Genomic DNA, 21,406 nt, shown 5'->3' with positions numbered 1-21,406 from the left:
GAGAGAGGCATCCTGATTGGCGAAACGGGAATGTCAGGCGGTTGTGAGCAGGCGGCATACGGCATCCGGATCGGGCGCGACGCCGCATTGCCGGAGGCTTGCCCAGGCGGCCGCCAGATTGCTGGTGACGACCGGCAGGCCGGTCTGCCGCTCGATCTCGGGGACGCATTGCGCCGCGCGCAGCGCCGTGCAGGCGATGAACAGGGCGTCGGTCCCGGCCCCTGCGATGCCGGCGGCGAGCCGGACGATTTCCGCCCGCGGCAGGCGCGCCATCTCGCGGTCGTCCTCCATACCGAGGCAGGCGAGGCAATCGACGCCAAAGCCCTTCGCTTCGAAATAGGCCTGCATGGGTTCGGCCGTCCTGCGGATATAGGGCGTCAGGATGGCGATGCGCCGGGCCTTCAGCGTGCGCAGCGCCAGCACGGCGGATCCGGCCGGGGTGATGGCGGAGGCGCCCGGCTTGCCCTCGCCGATGGCGGCGGCGACGGCCTCTTCGCCGATGACGACCGAGGCCGATGTGCAGCCGTAGACGATGGCGTCGAGGTCCTCGCCGGGCAGGAGCAGCGCGGCGGCCGCCGCAAGGCGCGGATGCATCGCGCGCAGGTTCTCCGGCGTCGTGGGATTGGCATAGCCGACGCGCGTCACGTGGACGGCGATGTCGTCGCGCGCCACGAGGCGCCGGAAATCCGCCTCCACCGTATGGTCGGTGGCGAGCGCGATCAGGCCGATGCGCCGGGCCGCCGGGCGGGCCTCAAGGGTCGATTGATGCTGGATCTCCTCGATCATGCGCACTCCGCCACCGTTTGATGCCGCCATTCAGCCGCGAGGAAAAATGCATGTCAATCGAGGAAAAAGACACATGTCAATTTCGAGGGCGCAGCGCGATGCGCGGTCGCGGCGCTTCAAAGGGCGAGGACGCTCCGGTCGGGCGCGGCGCACAGCAATGAGGCGAGGATGTCGAGGCCGGCGCTGAGTTCGTCCGCCTCCGTCGCGCCGAGCGAGACCCGGACGGCTCCCACCGGCGCGCCGGAGAGCGAGAAGGGTGTGCTCGGCGCCACCGCCACGCCCCGGGTGCGCGCCTGGGAAACGAAGGCAGGCTCGTCGTGCTCCGGCGGAAGCGGCAGCCAGAGATGAAGCCCTTCCGGATGCGCGCGGTATGCCGTGCCGTCGAGCACCGTCGAGACGATGCGGTGCCGCTCGCGCAGGGCCGCGCGCTGCCAGTCGACCAGCGCCTGCATAGTGCCGTCGGTAAGCCACAGCGTGGCGATCTCGGCCATGACGGGCGTCGCCATCCAGTTCGCCATCAAGTGCCGGTTGGCGATGGTGGCGGCAAGATGATCGGGCGCGGCCACATAGCCGATCCTGAGGCCGGGCAGGGCGGCCTTGCTGAAACCCGTGATGTAGAGCGTCCGTTCGGGGGCCAGCGCCGCGATGGGGCGCGGCCGGCGGGAGAGCAGCGGGCCGAACACGTCGTTTTCGATGATCGTCACGTCGTGCCTGCGCGCCGTTTCGGCGATGGCGCCGCGCCGGCCTTCCGACATCAGCGAGGCCGTCGGGTTGGCGAGATTGGGCTGGAGGGCGACCACCCGCACCTCTTCCTTCAGGCAGGCCTCCTCCAGCGCTTCGGGCAGCATGCCGTCCGCGTCCGCGGGTATCGGGCGGACACGGATGCCGAGATAGTCCGCAAGCGGCCGGACGACATGATAGCACACCTCCTCGGCGGCAAGGATCGCGCCGGGGCCGGCCGCGGACAGGAGGGCGACCGTGAAGGCCGAGGAGGCCCCGTTCGTCACGAGCAGGTTGCGCGGCGCGGTCTCGACGCCGAGCGTGGAGAGCCACGCGGCGGCCGCCTCGTTGTGCCGCGGGAAGATGGCATTCGGCCGGAAGGACAGGGCCGCGGCCGGCGGGAGGCTGTCGCCGAGCCGGTGCAGGGCCTCCTTCATCCGCTCGAGGTGGAAGGGCGTGCAGACGGGCGTGACGATCGAGAGGTCGATCTCGTTCGCCAGCCGCTCCGCAATATAGGGCGACTGCGGGGCAAGGCCGCTCGCCTTGACATAGGTGCCGCGACCGACCTCGCCCGACACCAGGCCGCGGCGGGCGAGGACGTCATAGGCCTTGCTCACCGTCTGGATCGAGATTTTCAGGTCATAGGCAAGGTCGCGGTGCGCCGGCAGCTTGTCGCCGGGCACAAGCCGGCCGCCCTTGATCGCCGCCGTGACCTGGTCCGCAAGCGAGATATAGACGGGGCGCCGCAACTGGCCGGAATCGGGATGCCATTTTGTCATGCATTCTTCTCGGTCAAAAGCATGGCAATTTCAATCCGCATCGACATGCCCCGCCCCGCCCCATCTTCCTCATGCGCGGCGCCAAATTGTCACGTAGCGTGCGGCGTTAAAGTGGTATATTATTTGCCACATTAACAGGAGAAGGCCATGAACAACGAAGAAACACGCAAGCCCCTGGTGTTTTCCGGCGAGCATGTCAGCGGCCGGGACGTCAATGGCAGCAGCCTGATGCCGATGCTCGTCGCAGGACTGATCCTGATCGCGATCGGCTATGCGGGCGTGATGATCTTCGTCTAGGCGGGCAAGCCGGCGGCGTGTCGATGGGCGGTCGGCCGGCGCCGCGGCGCCATCGCCATGTTTGCCGGGCATCGAATCGCATTAGATGGCAATCCCAGTCGATCCTCGTGACGCGGCGCCGCCGTCTCGTCCCGTACCGCCCGGAGAAGCCATGCCGCCTTCATCATCGCCCGTCGCGCTTGCCGGCGCGACGTTCACCGACATGACGCTCGGCACGGCCGACCAGCCGCACCGGATCTTCCTCTATCGCCCGGCAGGGCCCGCGCCGCCCGAGGGCTGGCCTGTCCTCTACATGACGGACGGCAATGCCTGCTTCGCGACGGCCGTCGATGCGCAGAAGGTGCAGATGGCCCATCCGAGCGGCACGAACATCCGCGCGGGCGTGATCGTGGCAATCGGCTATCCGTCCGATGACGCCTACGATCCCTTCCGCCGCTCCTGGGACCTCAGCCCGCCGCCCGGCCGCACCTATCCGCCGTTCTTTCCCGACACGCCCCACGTCAGGACCGGCGGCGGCGAAGGCTTCCTCTCCGCGATCGAGGAGGAGGTGAAGCCATGGGTCGAGCGGCAGGTGCCGATCGACCGGTCCCGCCAGGCGCTTTTCGGCCATTCCTTCGGTGGCCTGCTGGTGCTCCATGCGCTGTTCACCCGGCCCCATGCCTATATGCGCTGGATCGCGGCAAGTCCGTCGATCCACTGGGAGGACGCGGCCGTCCTCTCGACCGAACGGGCGTTCCTCGAGCGCTCCGACCTGCCGCCCGGCATCGAGCTTCATCTTTCGGCCGGGCAGTATGAGAGCGAGGCGTGCATCGCCCCCTTCCATAAGGGCCGACCCGACGAGGAGCAGAGGCGAGCCCGCGCCCGTGAAGCCAGAACGGTGGAGCTTGCCCGGGCGATGGCGGAACGCTGGGAGGCTTTACCTCGGCTCGCGGGCATCGCCCGTTTCGAGGAATATGCCGGCGAGAATCATATGTCCGTTCTACCCGTCGCCGTGAACCGCGCCGTCCAGATCGCCTTCCGCCAGGAAGGGTAGCCGGCCGGGGCGGCGCCTTTGACATGGTGGGCAACTCGTCCTAGGTTTCGCCCCCATTTCCGATGCGTGGCGGCAAGAGCCCTGAAAACGACCAAGAAGACCAAGGCGCAGAAGAACCGCAGGCCCAAGACCCTTCTGCAGAAGCTGGCGGCTACCCCCGAAAAGCTGTTTTCGGGCGCGTTTCGCCAGCAATATGCTGCCCTGTGCTTTCGCAGCGCGCCCGAGGGGGCCGGGATCGAGATCCTCGTGGTGACCTCGCGCGACACCGGGCGCTGGATCATTCCCAAGGGCTGGCCGATGAAGGACCGGAAGCCCTATGAAGCGGCCGCGATCGAAGCCTTCCAGGAGGCCGGCATCCGGGGAAAGGTGCACAAGAAGCCGGTCGGCAGCTACACCTATCTGAAGCTCTTGGACGACGGCGACGTGGCGCCCTGCATCGTCGACGTGTTCCAGATCGAAGCCACCGAGCTTGCCACGAAATTCAAGGAAAAGGGCGAGCGCCGGCTCGCCTGGGTGAGCCCGGACGAAGCGGCGCGGCGCGTGCGCGAGATCGAGCTGAAATCGCTATTGGTCGAGTTCAAGCCCCGCTGAGCGTGCGCCGTTGCCGGCGTCACGCTGCTCGGGAAGGACGGGTCAGCCCTGTGCCGGCTTCCAGTCGGCGGCGGGAATGCAGTTGATCATCCACGGAACGCCGAACTTGTCCACGAGGGAGCCGAAGCCGGGCGACCAGAAGGTCTCGCCGAACGGCATGACGGCCTTGCCGCCTTCGGCGAGCCGGTCGAACCAGCGCTTGGCCTCCGCCTTGTCCGTGGTGTGCAGCGTCACGTCGAAGCCGTTCTTGGGCTTGTCGATGTTGGGCGCCCAGGCGGGGTCCATGTCGGCGCCCATCAGCGCCTGGTCGCCGACCTCCAGCCAGCAATGCATCAGCCAGTCCTTGTATTTCGGATCGCTGATCGGCATCTCCGGCGGCGCCTCGCCATAGGGGAAGGCGCCGGTGATCTTGCCGCCTAGCACCTCGGCGTAGAACTCGAATGCCGCGCGGCACTGTCCCTGGAAACTCAAGCTCGTGACGATCTTCATGCTTCATTCCTCCTCGTGGTTGTCGTTTCGCCGACCCTCAAGACCGGCATTCGCTCAGTGACGTTGATATCAACGTAAATGGCGTGTCAAGTCAACCCGGGACGGGGCGGCCTTGCCAGCCTTCCCGCCGCGGCCCTCAAGGATCCGGTTTCGAAGGGACCGGTTTGCCGCCCGTCGCGGAGAATTCCCGCCTGACGATGCCGTGGCGCTGGAGTTTGTCGTAGAAGGTCTTGCGCGGGATGCCGAGGGCGGCAATGGTTGCCTGCACGTTGCCGTCATGGGCGCCGAGCGTATCGCGGATGATCTCGGCCTCAAGCCGTTCCAGCCGCTCCGGCAGCGAGCCCGCGCCGCCGGCTTCGGAGGAAGGGCCTTGCCGCGCCAGCGCCGCGGGCGTCATGCCCAATACCGTGCGTTCGGCGAAATGGGAAAGTTCGCGCACATTGCCGGGCCAGTCGTGTTCGCGCAGGTGGCGCAGGATTTCAGCCGAAAGGCCGGGCGCCGCCCGCTGGAAGCGCCGGGCGGCCCGCTCGGCGAAATAGCTGAACAGCAGCGGAATGTCCTCGCGGCGCTCGCGCAGCGGCGGGATGGAAAGGGAGATGACGTTCAGGCGGTAGTAGAGGTCCTCGCGAAAGGTCTCGCGCTGGGCGGGATCGGCAAGGTCGACCTTGGCCGCCGCGACGATGCGGATGTCCACCGGCCTGACCTCGTTCGTGCCGAGCGGGGTCACCTCGCGCAGTTCGAGCACGCGCAGCATCTGGACCTGCGTGGACGGCGGCATGCTTTCCAGTTCGTCGAGGAAGAGCGTTCCGCCGCTCGAATGCTCGATGCGGCCGATGCGCTTCTTCTGTGCGCCGGTGAAGGCGCCGGGTTCGTGGCCGAAAAGCTCGCTCTCGATCACCTGTTCCGGCAGGGCGCCGCAGTTGAGCGCCACGAAATTGCCTTTCGCCCGCCGGCTCCAGCCGTGCAGCAGGCGGGCCACGACCTCCTTGCCGCTGCCCGTCTCGCCGGTCACGAGCACGTCGACGTCCGTGTCGGCGATCTGGCGCAGGGTCTGGCGCAGCCGGTCCATCGCCGGCGTCTGGCCGATCAGGGGAAAATCGTCCTCCGCCTGCCGGGCGCTTTCCCGCAGCCGGCGGTTTTCCATGACGAGGCTGCGTTTTTCCGCCGCGCGCTGGACGCACTGGACCAGCCGCTCGGCGGGAAAAGGTTTTGCGATGAAATCGTAGACCCCTTCCTGGATGGCCTTGACCGCCGTCGCGATATCGCCGTGGCCGGTGACGAGCACGACCGGGATCTCGGTATCGAGCGCGCGAATGCGCGCAAAGAGCTGGAGCCCGTCCATGCCGGGCATGCGGATGTCCGACACGACGACGCCAGCGAAATCCGCGTCGAGCCTTTCCAGCGCCTCGACGGCTGAGCCGAGCGGCGCCACGGAAAAGCCGGCGAGTTCCAGCGTCTGGGCCGTGGCGCGCAGAAGCTGCCTGTCGTCGTCGATGAGGAGGACCGGCGCGGTCATTCTTCAGCCTTTCTGAGGTGGACGCGGAAGGCGGCGCCGCCCGTGCTTGTCTCGACCTCCAGCCTGCCGCCATAGTCCGAGACGATGTCCTTGGCGATGACGAGGCCGAGGCCGAGGCCCTTTTCCTTCGACGTGTTGAACGGCTCGAAGAGCGAGGCGAGGATGGCGGCCGGCAGGCCGGGGCCGTTGTCGGCGACGGAAACGACGACGCCGTCCTCCCCCGCGGTGGCTGTGACGTCGACGTGTCCGTCCGCTCGGTCCTCGACGGCTTCGAGCGCGTTCTGGAAGAGGTTGATGAAGACCTGCTCGAGCCGCAGCCGGTTGCCGGCGACGCGCAGGCCTTCCGGCAGCGGGGCGACGGCGAGGCGATCGAGCCGGCCGGTGAAACGGCTGCGCAGCAGCAGGATCGCACCGTCGATCGCCTCTTGCAGCACGACGGGTTCCTCGGCGGTGCGGCCCTTGCGGGCCAGCGCCTTCAGGTCCTCCGTGATGCCGGCGATCCGGTCGGTGAGGCCGGCGATGAGATCGAGGTTTTCCTGTGCGGGCTCCGGCCGGTTGCGCGCCAGGAAGACCTTGGCATTGTCGGCATAGGCGCGGATGGTGGCAAGCGGCTGGTTGATCTCATGCGCCACGCCGGCGGCGACCTGGCCGAGGATGGCGAGCCGGTTGGCGTGCACCAGGTCCTGCTGTACGGCCTGCAGGTGGTCGCGGGCGAGGCTGAGGTCGCGGGTGCGCTCGACGACGCGGCGTTCGAGTTCTTCGCGCGCCGCCTGGTCGCGCGCGGCATTGGCGAGCATCGCCTGGCGCCGGCGCAGCGTGAAAGCGGCGGCGAGCGTGATTGCGCCGACGGCGAGGAGGGCCACGAGGCGTGCCTCGCGCATGCTGGCGGCGACGGCGCTGCCGGTTGGCATGAGATATTCGAAATGCCATGGCGTCGTGGCGACGGGCGCCGTTATGCGAAGATAGGTCTGCGCGCCGCCGCCGGGCTGGACGACGCGCAGCAACGGGCCGCCGTCGACGGGCGTGAAGGGAAGGGGGGCGAGCGGCGCCGCGCCGAATTGCAGGCTGTCGCGAATGGTCGCGAGGCTTTCGGCTGGCAGCGGTTCGGTGGTCATGAAACGCCAGGAGGGGATGCTGGTGATCAGCACCACGCGATTGGCGTCCACCACATAGGAGGGGCGTTGCGTTTCGTGCCAGTCGCGCTCCAGCCGGTCGAATTCCATCTTGACGACGACGACGCCGAGGGGCGCGGCGGCCGGGCCGATCCGGTGCGAGATGTAGAGGCCGGGCCTCTTGCTGACCGAGCCGAGCGCGAAATGCTCCGCCGTGCCCTCCGCCATCGCGCGGGAGAAATAGGCGCGGAACGAATAGTCGTTGCCGACGAAGCTCGTCGGTTCGCGCCAGTTGCTGGCGGCGATCGCCACGCCCGTCTCGTCGATGGCATAGATGACCGCCGCATCGGTGCCGGCGACCAGCTCCTCCAGCTTGCGGTCGAGAAAGGCGCGTTTGGCCGGGTCGGCGCCTGCCAGGGTCTCCGTGACGTCCCGGTCGCGGGACAGGAGGAAGGGAAGGGCGCGCGGGCGTTCCAGAACGGCCTGCAGCAGCGCGACCTTGAGGTTCGCATCGGTCCGCCCCTGTTCCTCCAGCGCCGACAGGGCCGAGGCGCGGCCATAAAGGCCGGCGGCATGGAGCGCGGCAAGGGCGAGGGCGAAAACGACGACGGCGAACGCGGCCCATTGCCGCCGCGTCGCGCGGGAGAGGGCAATCTGGTTGCTGGTCGTCGGAACCGGGTCCATCGGCGATCTTGAGCATAAAACCGCACGATATTCAAGGAAATCTGTGCGGAAATCCGCACTATCATATTCAACTCCAGCCGCCGGATTTTAAAAAACTGAACTTTAACAATAGCTTGAGTGGCGTCGTGCAAACTGGCACGCCCTTTGCGAAGTCTCCGTCGATTGCAGCAAAGCCACCCCGGGAAGAGCCAGTGCGCTGGTTGGGGTGCGAAAGGAGGAAGCCATGCACATTTCGTCTGCCGCCACGCCGGACCGTGGTCCGTTGCCGTTCTACCGCCATCTCTATGTCCAGGTGATCGTCGCCATCGTCGCCGGCATGCTGGTCGGCCACTTCTATCCCGATCTCGGCGCCGGCCTGAAGCCGCTCGGCGACGCTTTCATCCGGCTCGTCAAGATGATCATCGCCCCGGTGATCTTCCTGACGGTCGCCACCGGCATTGCCGGCATGTCCGATCTGAAGAAGGTGGGGCGCGTCGCCGGCAAGGCGATGATCTACTTCCTCACCTTCTCCACGCTCGCGCTCGCCGTGGGCATGCTCATCGCCAATGTCGTGCAGCCGGGCGCCGGCATGCATATCGACCCGGCCTCGCTCGATGCCGATGCCGTGGCGTCCTATGCCAGCAAGGCGCATGAATCGACCATCACCGGCTTCCTGATGAACATCATCCCGCAGACCATCGTCGGCGCCTTCGCTGAGGGTGATATCCTGCAGGTGCTGTTCTTCTCGGTGCTGTTCGGCATCGCGCTCGGCATGGTCGGCGACAAGGGCAAGCCCGTCGTCGATTTCCTCCAGGCCCTGACGACGCCGATCTTCCGGCTGGTCGCCATCCTCATGAAGGCGGCCCCGATCGGCGCCTTCGGCGCCATGGCCTTCACCATCGGCAAATACGGCATCGGCTCGGTCGCCAACCTCGCCTTCCTGATCGCCACCTTCTATCTCACCGCCTTCCTCTTCGTCTTCGTCGTGCTGGGCGCGGTCGCAAGGTATAACGGCTTCTCGATCGTCGCGCTGATCCGCTACATCAAGGAGGAGCTGCTTCTCGTGCTCGGCACCTCCTCGTCCGAGGCGGCGCTTCCGGGTCTGATGCAGAAGATGGAACGGGCCGGCTGCAAGCGCTCGGTCGTCGGTCTCGTCATTCCGACGGGCTATTCGTTCAATCTCGACGGCACGAACATCTACATGACGCTCGCCGCACCGTTCATCGCCCAGGCGGTCGACATTCCGCTGTCGTTCGGCGACCAGATCCTGCTGCTGCTCGTCGCCATGCTGAGCTCCAAGGGTGCCGCCGGCATCACCGGCGCGGGGTTCATCACGCTCGCCGCAACGCTCTCCGTCGTGCCGTCCGTCCCGGTCGCCGGCATGGCCCTCATCCTCGGCATCGACCGTTTCATGTCGGAATGCCGGGCGCTGACCAACTTCGTCGGCAATGCCGTCGCGACGATCGTCGTCGCCCGCTGGGAAAACGAGCTGGACGTCGCCCAGTTGAATGCGGCCCTGAGCGGCGATCTCGTCGACATGCCGGTTCCGGCGCCCGCCTTGCAGGCTGCGGAATGATCGCGGCATCGGCCTGAATCCACCCGTTGCAGCCCTTCAACCCCGCGCAAGCGGGGTTGTCTTTTGAAGAGGCCGCGCTGCGCTCAGCCGCGCGGCATGCCTGTCGGGCGCAGGTGCCGGCGCAGGGCGGCGATGCGGAAGATCGCGTTGGCCGCGCCATAGCCGCGATAGCCCCGGCGCTCGACGATCTCGAAGAAGAAGCCCTCGTGATAGGTGGGGCTGTAGAGCTGGAAATACTCGCCGTGCTCGTCGCGGTCGTAGAGGATATTGTGCGCCTGGAGCTGTTCCGTCAGGGCCGGATCGAGGCCGAAGCGGGCCTCTAGATCGTCATAGTAGTTCCGTGAAATCTCAAGGGCGGTGAAGCCGTTTGCCGCCAGCGCCTTCGCGGTGGTGAAGATGTCGTTCGTGGTGAAGGCGAGATGCTGGATGCCGGAGCCGAAGGTTTCCGAGATGAAGCGCCCGGCGACGGTGTTGCGGTTCTCCGCGCCGTTCATGGTAATGCGCAGCGAGCCTTCGGCATTCTCGACCACCTGGCTGCGCACCAGGCCCGAGGGATCGACGATATCGACCATCGGCGTCTTCTCGGCCTGGAAGATCGCGGTGTAGAACAGCAACCAGGTCAGGAGCGTGTCGTAGGGCATGGTCTGGGCGACATGGTCGATCTTTTCCAGCCCGGCATCGCGCGCGGCCGGGGCATCGTCCGCCAGCGGCACGAACTCGATATCCCAGATGCGGGCGAGATCGCTCGTCCGGTCGAGGAAATAGAGGATGCCGCCGCCGACGCCCCGCACCGCCCGCATGTCGATCTCGCCGGGGTCGAGCGGCTGCTCGAAGGGCTCGGCGCCAAGCGCGACGGCCCGCTCGAAGGCCGCGCGGGCATCCTCGACGAGCAGGCCCATCGCATAGGCCGAGGTGCCGTGCACGAGATAGGAGGAGCCGGCAAAGCCGCGATCGTCCGCATTGACGACCAGCCGGATATCGCCCTGGCGATACACCGTGACATTCTTCGACCTGTGGCGCGCGTCCCGGCGGAAGCCGAGCGTGGCGATCACCGCCGTAAGTTCGGGCGCCTCGGCCGCGTCGACGGCGAATTCGACGAAGGCGACGCCCTCCACCCGGCTGCGCGCCGGCATGTCCGGCACGCTCAGGGCCGCGCCGGGATGGGCGCGGCGGACCTGGTCGCCGAGATAGAGCAGCGAGCGGTGCCCGTCGGCGGCGATGGCGGCGGGAGAACCGCCGCGGAACTGGTCGTTGAAGATTTCCAGCGAGAGATAGCCGTCATAGCCCGTCTCGGCGACGGCGGCCATGAAGTCGGCCACCGGCAGTTCGCCTTCGCCCGGCATGTTGCGGAAATGCCGGCTCCAGTAGAGCAGGTCCATGTCGATCTTCGGCGCATCGGCAAGCTGGATGATGAAGATCTTCTCCTTCGGGATCGAGCGTATCGAGTTGACGTCGATCCTGCGCGCCAGCGTGTGGAAACTGTCGAGGATGAGGCCGATATTCGGATGATCGGCGCGGCGCACGATCTCCCACGCGTCGCGGTGGTCGTTGATGTGCCGGCCCCAGGCCAGCGCCTCGTAGCCGACCTTGAGGCCGCGCCGTGCGGCCCGCTCGCCAAGCTCGCGGAAGTCGGCGGCGGCGCGGTCGAGCCCGCCGAGCGCCGCGCTGGAGACGTTCGAGCAGACGAGGACGAGGTCGGTGCCCATCTCCTGCATGAGGTCGAACTTGCGCTCGGCCCGGTCGAAGGTGCGCGTGCGCAAGGGCTCGGGCATGCCCTCGAAATCGCGGAACGGCTGGAACAGCGTGATCTCCAGGCCGAAATCGCGCACCATGCGGCCGAGCTGCCGCGGGCTCTCGTCGAAGACGAGGAAGTCGTTCTCGAAGATCTCGACGCCGTCGAAACCCGCCTTGGCGATGGCGGTGAGTTTCTCGCGCAGGTCCCCGCTCAGCGAGACGGTGGCGATAGAGGTTTTCATGGCGATGTCCTCCTGGCGGGGCCTCAGCGCGCGAGCGTGTTGAAATGGGCGAGCATGCGCCCGGCGTCCGGCTCGCGCCCGGTGAACAGCCGGAAGGCGCCGACGGCCTGGAAGACCGCCATGCCGCCGCCATCGAGCGTCCGGCAGCCGCGGCGCCGCGCCTCGCGCAGGAGCGCGGTCTCCAGCGGGAAATAGACCACCTCGGCGACCCAGTGCCGGGCTTCGAGCAGGTCGGCCGGCAGGGGCAGGCCGGGATATTTCGCCATGCCGGTCGGCGTCGCATGGACGAGGCCGGCGACCGACCGCATGGCGGGGGCGAGCGTTTCGGCGACCGTGATCGCGGCGCGGGGGAAGAGAGCGGCCATGGTATGGGCAAGCGCTGCCGCCCGTTCGCCCTCGCGGTCGAAGACCAGCAGCCGTTCGAGGCCGAGGGAGAGCAGCGCATAGGCGGTCGCCGCCCCGGCGCCGCCGGCGCCGAGCTGCAGCGCCGAGGAGAGGTCGGCCTGCGGCAGGCCCTTGCGAAAGCTCTCGGCAAAGCCCCACCAGTCGGTGTTGTGGCCGGAGCGCCTGCCCTCGTGCAGCACGATCGTGTTGACGGCGCCGAGATCGCGCGCCTGCGGCGACAGGTCGTCGAGGAGGGGAATGACGCTCTGCTTGCACGGATGCGTGATGTTGAGCCCGCTGAGGCCGCGTTCTTCCGCGGCATCGAGAAGGCGCGGCAGGTCGTCCGGCGTCGCGCCGATCCGGCTGAGGTCGATCAGCTCGTAATCGTAGGGCAAACCCTGCGCCGCACCCTCGCGCATGTGCATGGCGGGCGTCAGCGATGCCTGGATGCCGGCGCCGATCAGGCCGGCCTTCATCGGTTTGAGCAGCGTCTCGGTCATCTCGAAGGGTCCGTTGTGGCAAAGGCCGGCCCGCCGGTTGCGGCGGGCCGGTTAAGCGGCTTACTTGCTGCGGATCGTCTCCAGTTCCTTGAAGAGGGCGGCCACCGTCTCCGGGCCGATCTCGGCGGCGAACTTGTCGATCAGCGGCTTGACGGCGTCACGCAGCTTCTGCGTTTCCTCCGGCGAGAGCTCGCCCACCTCCATGCCGGTCGCCTTGATGTCCTCTATCGCCTTGGCGTCCACCTCGCGCGAGACCTTGCGCTGGTAGTCGCGCGCCTCTGTGGCGGCCGCCTGGAAGACGGCCTTCTCCTCGTCGTTCAGCCCGTCCCAGGTCTTCTTGCTGATCAGCACGATCTGCGGGTTGTACTGGTGGCGGGTCACCGTCATGTACTTCTGCACTTCGTAGAACTTGGCGTTCAGGATGTTGGCGGCGGGGTTCTCCTGGCCGTCGACGGTGCCGGTCTCAAGCGCCGTGTAGAGTTCGGTATAGGGCAGCGGCACGGCGTTGGCGCCGAGGCTGTTGAACAGCTCGATCGGGATCGGCGACTGGATGGTGCGGATCTTCAAGCCCTCGATGTCTTCGAGCTTGGTGATCTGGTGACGGTTGTTGGTGAGGTTGCGGAAGCCGAGTTCCCAATAGCCGAGACCCACGAGGCCGGTATCGGGCAGAAGGTCCATCAGGCTCGTGCCGAAGGCGCCGTCCATCACCTTGTCGGCTTCCTCGCCGCTGCCGAACAGGAAGGGCAGGTCGACCGCGCCGAACTCCTTGACGTTGCTTGCGAGGATGCCGGCATTCAGCACCGTCATCTCGATGACGCCGCCCTGGAGCGCCGAGACGGTCTGCACGTCGCCGCCGAGCACGCCGCCCGGAAACAGCTTCACCTCGATCTTGCCGCCGCTCTTCTCCTTCACGAGTTCGGCGAATTTCTCCATGCCGGTCACCTGCGGATGGCCCTTGGTATTGGCCGAGGCGAACTTGATCTGGTGCTCGCGGATTTCGGCCGAGGCCGGCATCGCGGCCAGCACGACTGCACCGAAAACCAGGCTTTTCAGTAGGGTATGCATGTTTTCCTCCCAGGTTTGGCCACGCTTCGCGTTCGGCCGGTTGAATGGATGTCGGTCAGTGCCCCAGCAGTGCCACGGGAACGAGGACGAGCTGCGGGAACAGGACGAGCAGAAGAAGCACGATGAGTTCGGCGATGAGGAAGGGCATCACGCCCTTCATCAATTGCTCCATGTTGAGCTTGGACACGCCGCACAGCACGTTCAGCACGGTGCCGACGGGCGGGGTGATCAGGCCGATGGAGTTGTTGATGATGAAGAGGACGCCGAAATAGACCGGGTCGATGCCGGCCTCCTTGATGACGGGCATCAGCACCGGCGTCATGATAAGGATGGTCGGCGTCATGTCCATGGCGGTGCCGACCACGACGACGAGGGCCATGATGGCAAGCAGCAGCAGCGTCTGGTTGTCCATCAGCGGCTCGAGCAGCGAGACCAGTTCGCCCGGCACGTCGGCGACGGTGACGAGCCAGGCCGAGACGGCCGCGCAGGCGACGAGGAACATGACGACCGCGGTGATCTTGGCCGCCGAGACGAAGACGCCGAAGAGTTTGGCCGGCGGCAGTTCGCGGTAGACGACCATCGCCACGAACAGCGAGTAGACGGCGGCGACGACGCCGGCTTCCGTCGGCGTGAACACGCCGAATTTCAGCCCGACGATGATGATGACCGGCAGCATTAAAGCCCAGAGGCTGTCGACGAAGGCCTTGAGGCGGACCTCGCCGCTCTGGCGCGGCGGCAGGGCGAACTGCTCCTTGCGGGCGACGATGAGCCAGGTGACGCAGAGCGCCCCGGCGATCATCAGGCCCGGAAAGATGCCGGCGAGGAAGAGCTTGGTGATCGAGACGCCGCCGACGACGCCGTAGAGGATGAAACCGATCGACGGCGGGATGATCGGCCCGATGATCGAGGCGGAGGCAATGAGGCCGCCGGTGCGCGCCGGGTCATGGCCGGATTTCACCATCATCGGGTAGAGCAGGGCGCCGAGCGCCGCCGCATCGGCGACGGCCGAGCCCGAGAGGCTCGACAGAATGCAGGCCGCAAAGATGGCGACGAAGCCGAGCCCGCCGCGGATATGGCCGACCAGCGCCATGGCGAGGTCGACGATGCGGCGCGACAGGCCGCCGGTGTTCATCACCTCGCCGGCGAGCAGGAAGAACGGCACGGCCATCAGGGGAAAGCTGTCGGCGCCGTTGAGCACGTTCTGCGCGACGATCTGCGCGTCGAACAGGCCGAGATACATCATCAGGGCGACGCCGCTGACGATGAGGGCGAAGGCGATCGGCACGCCGAGCGCCATCGGAACGAGAAGGGCACCGAGGAAGATCGTAACGGTCATCGCGGGCGCCTCAGCGTTTGGCCGAAGGGGCGGCAAGGGAAGGATCGTGCTCGAGCGCAAGCTCGTCCTCGCTGTCCTTGACGAATTCGGCCGTGGTGACGTCGATGCGGCCGGTGAGGACGCCGATCATGTCGGAAAGGATGAGGAGGAGCGCGGGGACGCCGAAGGCAAGGCCCGCGCCGTAGAAGACGCCCATCGATATGCCGGTGGCCGGCGCCGAGACGTGGAGATTGATCAGGGTCTGGGTCCAGCTGCCGCTGATCATCAGCCAGGTGGCCCAGACCATCAGCGCCTGGCCCGTGAGGACCGCGACCTTGGCGCCGGAGGGCGGCAGGCGGCGCAACAGGGTATCGACGCCGAGATGGCCGTGCTCGCGCATGGCGACGACCGCGCCGAGGAAGGTCAGCCAGAGGAAGAAGATGCGCGACAGCTCTTCCGAATAGGTGATGCCCGTGTTGAAGGCATAGCGCAGCACGACATTGCCGAAGACCAGGACGACCATGCCGGCGAGCAGCGCGGCGATCGCGGCCTTCAGCCCCAAGAAGCAGAAATCGATGATGCGGATCATGCATTCCTCCCAAAGCGAATTGCCGCTGTCGCGGGCCCGTTCGTTCCTAGCGCAGCTCCGGTCGGCGCGTCAGGGGTGCGGCGGTGCTGGGACGACCCCTCCTGGTCGTTCCGGCTTCCTAAAAATGTACGAACTAGTACGTATGTCAAGCGGAGTATCTTGAAAGACCCCGACAACCTCAATATGACTGGCCGGGAGATCGGAAGCCGGGGCCTTGCGTACCGGCCGGCTTCAGATTGCTTTTCTTGATGAAAATCAAGCTGATCGCCGGGAGACGCGACCACAGATGGCAGGACGGGCTGAAGCAGGGCGAAAAAACGATCCGGAGCGGACGAAGGAGGATATCCTCGCCGTCGCCACCGAGGAATTCGCCACCCATGGCCTTGCCGGCGGGCGCGTCGATGCCATCGCGGAGCGCACGCGCACGTCCAAGCGCATGATCTACTATTATTTCGGCGGCAAGGAGGGGCTTTACCTCTCCGTGCTGGAGCGCGCCTATCGCAAGATCCGCACGCTGGAGGAGGACCTGAAGCTGGCGAGCCTGGCGCCCGAGGCGGCACTGCGCACGCTGATCTTCAGCACCTTCGACCATGACGAGGCCAATCCGGATTTCGTGCGGCTGGTGAGCATCGAGAACATCCACCACGCCGCCCACATGCTGCGCTCGGAAGCGATCCGCGACCTCAACGTCTCGGTCATCGAGACGATCGCCGGCATCCTGGAGCGCGGCCACGCCGAGGGCGTGTTCCGGCGCCGGGCCGATCCGATCGACGTGCATATGCTGATCAGCGCCTTCTGCTTCTTCCGCGTCTCGAACCGCTACACCTTCGGCACGATCTTCCGCCGCGACCTGTCGGAGCCCGAAACGATGGCGCGGCATAAGGGCCTGATCGCCGATGCGGTGATCGATTTCCTCAAGGCCGGCCCCGACGCCGTGTCTTGATCATCTCGGGGGAAATTTTCCCGGCTGTCTCCGCAAGACGTCGCTTCCAAAAGCGCCGGGCCGCGCCAAATAGCAAGGAAACGCCGCCGCGCCTGATATAGTGTGGCGTCCGAAGCCGCTGCACGAACGAGGGAGACTTTCCATGACCGCGCCGCATCCGTCGAGAACCCATATCGGCAACCATGCCCTGCATCCCGAAACGCAGATGCTGAACTACGGCTATGATCCCGAACTGTCCGAAGGGGCCGTCAAGCCGCCGGTCTTCCTGACATCCACCTTCGTCTTCAAGTCCGCCGAGGACGGGCGCGACTTCTTCGACTACGTCTCCGGGCGCAAGGAGCCGCCGGAAGGCAGGGGCGCCGGCCTCGTCTATTCGCGCTTCAACCACCCCAACAGCGAGATCGTCGAGGATCGCCTGGCCGTCTACGAGCGGACGGAAAGCTGTGCGCTGTTCTCGTCGGGCATGTCGGCGATCGCCACGACGCTTCTCGCCCTGGTGCGACCGGGCGACGCCGTGCTGCACTCGCAACCCCTTTACGGCGGCACCGAGACCCTTCTGGCAAGGACCTTCCTCAATCTCGGCGTCTCGGCCGTGGGTTTTGCCGACGGTGTCAGCGAGGCGTCGGTGCAGGCTGCGGCGGACGCGGCGATGCAGAAGGGCCGCGTTTCCGTCATCCTCGTCGAAACGCCGGCCAACCCCACCAACAGCCTCGTCGATATCGCGATGATCCGCCGGGTCGCCGATGCGGTCGGCGCGCGGCAGGGCCATATGCCGGTCGTCGCCTGCGACAACACGCTGCTCGGCCCGGTCTTCCAGCGGCCGATCGAGCACGGCGCGGATCTCTCGCTCTATTCGCTGACCAAATATGTCGGCGGCCATTCGGACCTGATCGCCGGCGCCGCGCTCGGCCGCAAGGCGGTGATGAAGCAGGTCAAGGCGTTGCGCGGGGCGATCGGCACGCAGCTCGACCCGCATTCCTGCTGGATGCTCGGGCGCTCGCTGGAGACCCTGCAGATCCGCATGGAGCGGGCGAACAGCAATGCGGCGGCGGTCGCCGGCTTCCTGCGCGAGCACCCCAGGGTCGAGACGATCCACTATCCGCCCTTCTACGATTCCGCATCGCCGGCCGGCCGGACCTTCGCCGCCCAGTGCAGCGGCGCCGGCTCGACCTTCTCCTTCGATATCGAGGGCGGGCAGCCGGCTTCGTTCAAGTTCCTGAACGCGCTGAAGATCTTCAAGCTCGCCGTCAGCCTGGGCGGCACGGAATCGCTCGCCTCGCATCCCGCGACGATGACCCATTCGGGCGTCCCTGCCGAGGTGCGCCAGCGCATCGGCGTGCTCGAATCGACCATCCGCCTGTCCATCGGCATCGAGCACCCGGACGACCTGGTGGCCGATCTCGTGCAGGCGCTTGATGCGAGCCAGGATTAGCCGTTGTTGTACAGCGGCCCCTTGCCCTGCCCGTCGAGCAGCCAGGCGATGTTGACCTGAAGGATGCGGGCCAGCATGTCGAGGCGGTTGGCGCGGGGCTCCGCCCGGTCGTTCTCCCAGTTGGTCCAGGTCTCGACCGTCACGCCGGCAATGGCGGAGATCTGGTCGACGGTGAGGCCCACGGCGTCGCGTGCAAGCGAAATCCGCCCGCCGATCGTGTCATAGGCCGTGTCGACGGCGGTGCGCGGGGCAAGGGTGGCGTCGTTGTACATGTCTATGTCCTTTGTTCGTGAGGGGATGCCCCGCGCAGGCGGCGCGGGGCCGGTGGCGGCGTCAGCCGTCTTCCTTGGCGAGCCAGGCCTTGATCTGGTCGGGATGGTCGGCGATGTACTTGTCGACGGCCTTCTCGTAGGAGGTCTCCTGCGCGTTGAACATCGCGGCCTCGAGATCGCCGATCGGCAGCTTCATGCGCGACAGGAAGGCGGCGACCTCCGGATTGTCCTTGTCGAAGTCCTTGCGGGCGATCACGTCGACATGCTCGGCCTTGCCGAGGGCGCCCTTCGGATCCTCGATGTAGCGCAGCGCGTACTTGCCGAACATCCAATGCGGGCTCCAGGAAGTGGCGACGAACCATTCCTCCTTGCGGATCGCCCGGTCGACCGTCGTCAGCATGCCGGCTTCGCTGGAGATCTGCAGCTTGTAGCCGTCCAGGCCGTAGTCCGTGACCGCCTGTTCGGAAAGACGGGTAAGGCCGGCGCCCGGATCGATGCCTTCGATGCGGCCCTTCAGCTTCGCCTTCACGTCGTCCTTCTTCAGGTCCTCGATGGAGGCGACGGCGTCTTCCGGCACATAGGCGGGCACGACCCAGCCGAGCTTCGCGCCGTCATAGACGGTGCCGAGCGTCGTCACCTTGTCCTTCACCTTGGCGAAGTAATCGGCATGGGTCTGCGGCAGCCAGGCCATCATCATGGCGTCGAGGTCGCCGCGGCTGACGCCCTGGTAGAGCGGGGCGACGTCGGTCTGGACCAGTTCGACCTCATGGCCGAGTTCGTCCTTGATGAGCTTTGCGGCAAGCTTCGTCACGAATTCGGCGTCGGACCAGGCGGCCCAACCGATCTTCACCGGCGCCTTGTCTTGGGCGAGCGTCGCGCCGGCCGCGCCGACGAGCATTCCGGCCGCAAGGCCGAGGGTGGCGAGTGTCTTGAACATCTTTGCTCCTTTGGAAGGTACGCATTCGACGGCGCGAGGGCCGCCGGTTCTGGGCGTCAGGCCGTGGCGGCGGAGGCCGCCGGGGCCGGTGCCCGGGGACGGAAGAGGGTGCGCCAGAGGCTGGCGCGCGCCTTTCCGAGGCTCTGGGTGATCCGGTCGAGGATCACCGCGAGGATGACGACGGCGATGCCGCCCTCGAAGCCGGTGCCGACGTCGAGACGCTGGATCCCGGTCAGCACGGTGTTGCCGATGCCGCCCGCGCCGATCATCGAGGCGATCACCACCATGGATAGCGACAGCATGATCGTCTGGTTGATGCCGGCCATGATGGAGGGCATGGCATTGGGAAGCTGCACCTTGAAGAGCAGCTGCGGGGCCGTGCAGCCGAAGGCGTTGCCGACTTCGATATATTCGACATGCACCTGGCGGATGCCGAGATTGGTGAGGCGCACGACCGGCGGCATCGAGAAGATGACGGTGGCGATGGTGCCGGGCACGGCGCCGAGGCCGAAGAACATGGCGGCCGGGATGAGGTAGACGAAGGCCGGCATGGTCTGCATGAGGTCGAGCACCGGGCGGACGACGGCCGCGACCCGGTCGCTGCGCGCCATGGCGATGCCGAGCGGCAGGCCGACGACCATGGCGACCAGCGTCGAGGCGAGGACTAGCGACAGCGTCTCCATCATGGCGGACCACAGGCCCATATGGTCGACGAGCCAAAGCGAAACTGCGGTGAACGCGGCAAAGCCGAAGCCGACGCGCCACAGCGAGAGCAGCACGAAGACCGCAAGGCCGAGAGGCATCGGCGTTGCCAGGAGCAGGGCCTGGATGCCGTTCGTCACCGTGCCGATCGCGGCGGCGATGAAATCGAGCAGCGGGGCGAAATTGTCGAGGATGTAATTGACGGCGCTGTCGACGCCGTCGCCGATATCGAATGTCATGATTTTTCTCCGGTCCGGCGGGTCAGGCGGTGCGGTCGAGCGCTTCGAGCAGCGCCGACTTGCTGATGGAGCCGAGATAGCGGTTGGCTTCGTCGACGACCGGCAGCGGGAAGGTGCTGGCGGCGACCTTGCCGAGGACGTTGGCGAGGTTCTCCGAGGCGGGGATCGGCTCGACGTCGGGAAGGAACGCGCGGCGATAGGGATCGCTCGCGCCGTCGCGGCTGGTCTTGATCAGCGAAGCGCGGCTGACCATGCCATGGAAGGTCTTGTCGCGGCCGAGGATGATGGCGACGTCCCGGTCGTAGTGCTCCATGCGCTCCAGCGCCGCGGCGGCCGAAACGCCCTGGCGCTCGATGATCGTCACCTGGGTCTTGCGCGCGACGTCGCCGGCGCGGAAGACCTGCGAGACGTCGACATTGCGGAAGAAGGAACGGACGTAGTCGTTGGCGGGCTTCAGCACGATCTCGTCGGGCGTGCCGACCTGCACCACCTCGCCGTTCTGCATGATGCAGATGCGGTCGCCGATGCGCATGGCCTCGTCGAGGTCGTGGCTGACGAAGACGACGGTGCGGCTGTGCTCGGCCTGGAGGCGGACCAGTTCGTCCTGCATCTCCGTGCGAATGAGCGGGTCGAGCGCGGAAAAGGCCTCGTCCATCAGGAGCACGGTCGGCTCGCCGGCAAGCGCCCGGGCAAGGCCGACGCGCTGCTTCATGCCGCCGGAAAGCTGGTCGGTGCGGCTGTCGTCGTAGCCGTCCAGCCCGACGGCCCGAAGCGCGGCGCGGGCGCGCTGCCGGCGCTCGGCCTCGCCGACGCCGGCCACCTCCAGCCCGAAGGCGGCGTTGTCGATGACGGTGCGGTTCGGCAGCAGCGCGAAGGACTGGAAGACCATGCTGATATCGCGGCGCCGCAGCGCGATCAGTTCGCCGCGCGGCATGCGCGCGACATCACGGCCCTCGATCTCGATCGATCCCGACGTGGGTTCGATCAGCCGGTTGATGAGGCGCAGCATGGTGGACTTGCCGGAGCCCGAAAGCCCCATGATGACGAAGATCTCGCCGGTGCGGATATCGAAGCTGGCGTTGTTGACGCCGATGGTGCAGCCGGTGGCGGCGTGGATCTCCGCCTTGGTCCTGCCGGCTTTCAGAAGATCGAGGGCCCTGTCGGGCCGCTCGCCGAAAACCTTGAAGACGTTCTTGATACTGATCTTGATCCCCTGGTCGTTTGCCGAAGGGTCGCTCTCAGTTGCAAATGCCATATTGTCCTGGGCCCGGCTCCGGAAGCGGGGCGCTCTCCTTTGTTTGGTGTCGGCTGATGATGCACTCAGCGGGATGGAATACGCGCAGGCCGAAAGGCTTCGCAAAAGCGATAGAGCGTCGCAATATGGATACCATTTGGCACATTGATGCCGTAATGTCCACAGTATAAGAAAAAAATTCTATTTTTTGGTCTTATTTTGCCTGATAATCGGAACGATTTCGCGGCGGAATTCC

Annotated in this window: 20 protein-coding genes; 6 read left to right on the top strand and 14 right to left on the bottom strand. The window is 66.5% G+C overall.

Annotation, left to right across the window (positions count from 1 at the left end; translation table 11 throughout):
- Window positions 1–33: 33 nt before the first annotated feature.
- Both AB3G45_RS29020 and AB3G45_RS29015 read right to left on the bottom strand, forming a co-directional pair.
- Window positions 34–786, bottom strand: coding sequence for an ectoine utilization protein EutA (locus AB3G45_RS29020; RefSeq protein ID WP_367833997.1), 753 nt, complete (start codon window positions 784–786; stop codon window positions 34–36).
- A gap of 116 nt (window positions 787–902) precedes the next feature.
- Window positions 903–2,285, bottom strand: coding sequence for a PLP-dependent aminotransferase family protein (locus AB3G45_RS29015; RefSeq protein ID WP_367833996.1), 1,383 nt, complete (start codon window positions 2,283–2,285; stop codon window positions 903–905).
- A gap of 147 nt (window positions 2,286–2,432) precedes the next feature.
- On the opposite strand from AB3G45_RS29015, the gene AB3G45_RS29010 reads away from it, so the two are divergent.
- The 3 genes from AB3G45_RS29010 to AB3G45_RS29000 all read left to right on the top strand — a co-directional run bounded on the left by AB3G45_RS29010 (window position 2,433) and on the right by AB3G45_RS29000 (window position 4,206).
- Window positions 2,433–2,582, top strand: a complete 150-nt coding sequence (locus AB3G45_RS29010) for a hypothetical protein (RefSeq protein ID WP_367833995.1) — start codon at window positions 2,433–2,435, stop codon at window positions 2,580–2,582.
- A 151-nt stretch (window positions 2,583–2,733) separates the two neighbouring features.
- Window positions 2,734–3,615, top strand: a complete 882-nt coding sequence (locus AB3G45_RS29005; RefSeq protein WP_367833994.1) for an alpha/beta hydrolase — start codon at window positions 2,734–2,736, stop codon at window positions 3,613–3,615.
- A gap of 81 nt (window positions 3,616–3,696) precedes the next feature.
- Window positions 3,697–4,206, top strand: a complete 510-nt coding sequence (locus AB3G45_RS29000; protein WP_367834013.1) for an NUDIX hydrolase — start codon at window positions 3,697–3,699, stop codon at window positions 4,204–4,206.
- A 42-nt stretch (window positions 4,207–4,248) separates the two neighbouring features.
- On the opposite strand, the gene AB3G45_RS28995 is transcribed toward AB3G45_RS29000, so the two are convergent.
- The 3 genes from AB3G45_RS28995 to AB3G45_RS28985 all read right to left on the bottom strand — a co-directional run bounded on the left by AB3G45_RS28995 (window position 4,249) and on the right by AB3G45_RS28985 (window position 8,007).
- Window positions 4,249–4,695 (bottom strand): VOC family protein, encoded by a 447-nt coding sequence (locus tag AB3G45_RS28995; protein ID WP_367833993.1) that lies wholly within the window; start codon window positions 4,693–4,695, stop codon window positions 4,249–4,251.
- Window positions 4,696–4,831: 136 nt separating this feature from the next.
- On the bottom strand, window positions 4,832–6,211 hold the full coding sequence (locus AB3G45_RS28990) for a sigma-54-dependent transcriptional regulator (RefSeq protein WP_367833992.1): 1,380 nt from the start codon (window positions 6,209–6,211) through the stop codon (window positions 4,832–4,834).
- Window positions 6,208–8,007 (bottom strand): ATP-binding protein, encoded by a 1,800-nt coding sequence (locus AB3G45_RS28985; protein ID WP_367833991.1) that lies wholly within the window; start codon window positions 8,005–8,007, stop codon window positions 6,208–6,210. Before AB3G45_RS28985 ends, AB3G45_RS28990 begins: the two co-directional genes overlap by 4 nt.
- 223 nt (window positions 8,008–8,230) lie before the next feature.
- Here AB3G45_RS28985 and AB3G45_RS28980 point away from each other — a divergent pair, with 223 nt between their 5' ends.
- Window positions 8,231–9,562, top strand: coding sequence for a dicarboxylate/amino acid:cation symporter (locus AB3G45_RS28980; RefSeq protein WP_367833990.1), 1,332 nt, complete (start codon window positions 8,231–8,233; stop codon window positions 9,560–9,562).
- Between the two features lie 83 nt (window positions 9,563–9,645).
- Here the strand turns inward: AB3G45_RS28980 and AB3G45_RS28975 are convergent, their stop codons facing one another.
- Genes AB3G45_RS28975 through AB3G45_RS28955 form a run of 5 tightly spaced genes read right to left on the bottom strand, consistent with a single transcriptional unit; the run spans window position 9,646 to window position 15,391 of the window.
- A complete protein-coding gene (locus AB3G45_RS28975) occupies window positions 9,646–11,538 on the bottom strand; it encodes a bifunctional sugar phosphate isomerase/epimerase/4-hydroxyphenylpyruvate dioxygenase family protein (RefSeq protein WP_367833989.1) in 1,893 nt (630 codons plus the stop codon).
- A gap of 23 nt (window positions 11,539–11,561) precedes the next feature.
- Window positions 11,562–12,422 (bottom strand): shikimate dehydrogenase, encoded by an 861-nt coding sequence (locus AB3G45_RS28970; RefSeq protein WP_367833988.1) that lies wholly within the window; start codon window positions 12,420–12,422, stop codon window positions 11,562–11,564.
- A 60-nt stretch (window positions 12,423–12,482) separates the two neighbouring features.
- Window positions 12,483–13,487 (bottom strand): TRAP transporter substrate-binding protein, encoded by a 1,005-nt coding sequence (locus AB3G45_RS28965; RefSeq protein ID WP_367833987.1) that lies wholly within the window; start codon window positions 13,485–13,487, stop codon window positions 12,483–12,485.
- 55 nt (window positions 13,488–13,542) lie between these two features.
- On the bottom strand, window positions 13,543–14,823 hold the full coding sequence (locus AB3G45_RS28960; protein WP_367833986.1) for a TRAP transporter large permease: 1,281 nt from the start codon (window positions 14,821–14,823) through the stop codon (window positions 13,543–13,545).
- A 10-nt stretch (window positions 14,824–14,833) separates the two neighbouring features.
- The gene (locus AB3G45_RS28955; RefSeq protein ID WP_367833985.1) at window positions 14,834–15,391 is read right to left on the bottom strand and encodes a TRAP transporter small permease; all 558 of its coding nucleotides are present in this window, start codon (window positions 15,389–15,391) and stop codon (window positions 14,834–14,836) included.
- 286 nt (window positions 15,392–15,677) lie between these two features.
- On the opposite strand from AB3G45_RS28955, the gene AB3G45_RS28950 reads away from it, so the two are divergent.
- Window positions 15,678–16,334 carry a TetR/AcrR family transcriptional regulator gene (locus tag AB3G45_RS28950; protein WP_367833984.1) on the top strand — a complete coding sequence of 219 codons (657 nt, stop codon included), beginning with the start codon at window positions 15,678–15,680 and terminating at the stop codon, window positions 16,332–16,334.
- Window positions 16,335–16,476: 142 nt separating this feature from the next.
- On the top strand, window positions 16,477–17,766 hold the full coding sequence (locus AB3G45_RS28945; protein ID WP_367833983.1) for a cystathionine gamma-synthase family protein: 1,290 nt from the start codon (window positions 16,477–16,479) through the stop codon (window positions 17,764–17,766).
- Here AB3G45_RS28945 and AB3G45_RS28940 read toward each other — a convergent pair.
- The 4 genes from AB3G45_RS28940 to proV all read right to left on the bottom strand — a co-directional run bounded on the left by AB3G45_RS28940 (window position 17,763) and on the right by proV (window position 21,171).
- Window positions 17,763–18,038, bottom strand: a complete 276-nt coding sequence (locus AB3G45_RS28940; protein WP_367833982.1) for a helix-turn-helix domain-containing protein — start codon at window positions 18,036–18,038, stop codon at window positions 17,763–17,765. The genes AB3G45_RS28945 and AB3G45_RS28940 overlap by 4 nt on opposite strands.
- A 61-nt stretch (window positions 18,039–18,099) precedes the next feature.
- The gene (locus AB3G45_RS28935) at window positions 18,100–18,975 is read right to left on the bottom strand and encodes a glycine betaine ABC transporter substrate-binding protein (protein ID WP_367833981.1); all 876 of its coding nucleotides are present in this window, start codon (window positions 18,973–18,975) and stop codon (window positions 18,100–18,102) included.
- 56 nt (window positions 18,976–19,031) lie between these two features.
- Window positions 19,032–19,916 carry an ABC transporter permease gene (locus tag AB3G45_RS28930; RefSeq protein ID WP_367833980.1) on the bottom strand — a complete coding sequence of 295 codons (885 nt, stop codon included), beginning with the start codon at window positions 19,914–19,916 and terminating at the stop codon, window positions 19,032–19,034.
- Window positions 19,917–19,938: 22 nt separating this feature from the next.
- Window positions 19,939–21,171: a glycine betaine/L-proline ABC transporter ATP-binding protein ProV gene (gene proV / locus AB3G45_RS28925; protein WP_367833979.1), complete on the bottom strand. Its 1,233-nt coding sequence runs from the start codon at window positions 21,169–21,171 to the stop codon at window positions 19,939–19,941.
- Window positions 21,172–21,406: the final 235 nt, after the last annotated feature.

This window comes from Shinella sp. S4-D37 (assembly GCF_040812195.1).
Taxonomy (GTDB): Bacteria; Pseudomonadota; Alphaproteobacteria; order Rhizobiales; family Rhizobiaceae; genus Shinella.
Note: the sequence above shows the minus strand (reverse complement) of the source record. Positions and strands in the feature narration are given on the sequence as shown.

Coding starts and splice junctions, on each gene's coding strand:
- AB3G45_RS29020 (WP_367833997.1), bottom strand. CDS start 786: ATGATCGAGGAGATCCAGCATCAATCGACCCTTGAGGCCCGCCCGGCG.
- AB3G45_RS29015 (WP_367833996.1), bottom strand. CDS start 2,285: ATGACAAAATGGCATCCCGATTCCGGCCAGTTGCGGCGCCCCGTCTAT.
- AB3G45_RS29010 (WP_367833995.1), top strand. CDS start 2,433: ATGAACAACGAAGAAACACGCAAGCCCCTGGTGTTTTCCGGCGAGCAT.
- AB3G45_RS29005 (WP_367833994.1), top strand. CDS start 2,734: ATGCCGCCTTCATCATCGCCCGTCGCGCTTGCCGGCGCGACGTTCACC.
- AB3G45_RS28995 (WP_367833993.1), bottom strand. CDS start 4,695: ATGAAGATCGTCACGAGCTTGAGTTTCCAGGGACAGTGCCGCGCGGCA.
- AB3G45_RS28990 (WP_367833992.1), bottom strand. CDS start 6,211: ATGACCGCGCCGGTCCTCCTCATCGACGACGACAGGCAGCTTCTGCGC.
- AB3G45_RS28985 (WP_367833991.1), bottom strand. CDS start 8,007: ATGGACCCGGTTCCGACGACCAGCAACCAGATTGCCCTCTCCCGCGCG.
- AB3G45_RS28980 (WP_367833990.1), top strand. CDS start 8,231: ATGCACATTTCGTCTGCCGCCACGCCGGACCGTGGTCCGTTGCCGTTC.
- AB3G45_RS28975 (WP_367833989.1), bottom strand. CDS start 11,538: ATGAAAACCTCTATCGCCACCGTCTCGCTGAGCGGGGACCTGCGCGAG.
- AB3G45_RS28970 (WP_367833988.1), bottom strand. CDS start 12,422: ATGACCGAGACGCTGCTCAAACCGATGAAGGCCGGCCTGATCGGCGCC.
- AB3G45_RS28965 (WP_367833987.1), bottom strand. CDS start 13,487: ATGCATACCCTACTGAAAAGCCTGGTTTTCGGTGCAGTCGTGCTGGCC.
- AB3G45_RS28960 (WP_367833986.1), bottom strand. CDS start 14,823: ATGACCGTTACGATCTTCCTCGGTGCCCTTCTCGTTCCGATGGCGCTC.
- AB3G45_RS28955 (WP_367833985.1), bottom strand. CDS start 15,391: ATGATCCGCATCATCGATTTCTGCTTCTTGGGGCTGAAGGCCGCGATC.
- AB3G45_RS28950 (WP_367833984.1), top strand. CDS start 15,678: ATGGCAGGACGGGCTGAAGCAGGGCGAAAAAACGATCCGGAGCGGACG.
- AB3G45_RS28945 (WP_367833983.1), top strand. CDS start 16,477: ATGACCGCGCCGCATCCGTCGAGAACCCATATCGGCAACCATGCCCTG.
- AB3G45_RS28940 (WP_367833982.1), bottom strand. CDS start 18,038: ATGTACAACGACGCCACCCTTGCCCCGCGCACCGCCGTCGACACGGCC.
- AB3G45_RS28935 (WP_367833981.1), bottom strand. CDS start 18,975: ATGTTCAAGACACTCGCCACCCTCGGCCTTGCGGCCGGAATGCTCGTC.
- AB3G45_RS28930 (WP_367833980.1), bottom strand. CDS start 19,916: ATGACATTCGATATCGGCGACGGCGTCGACAGCGCCGTCAATTACATC.
- proV (WP_367833979.1), bottom strand. CDS start 21,171: ATGGCATTTGCAACTGAGAGCGACCCTTCGGCAAACGACCAGGGGATC.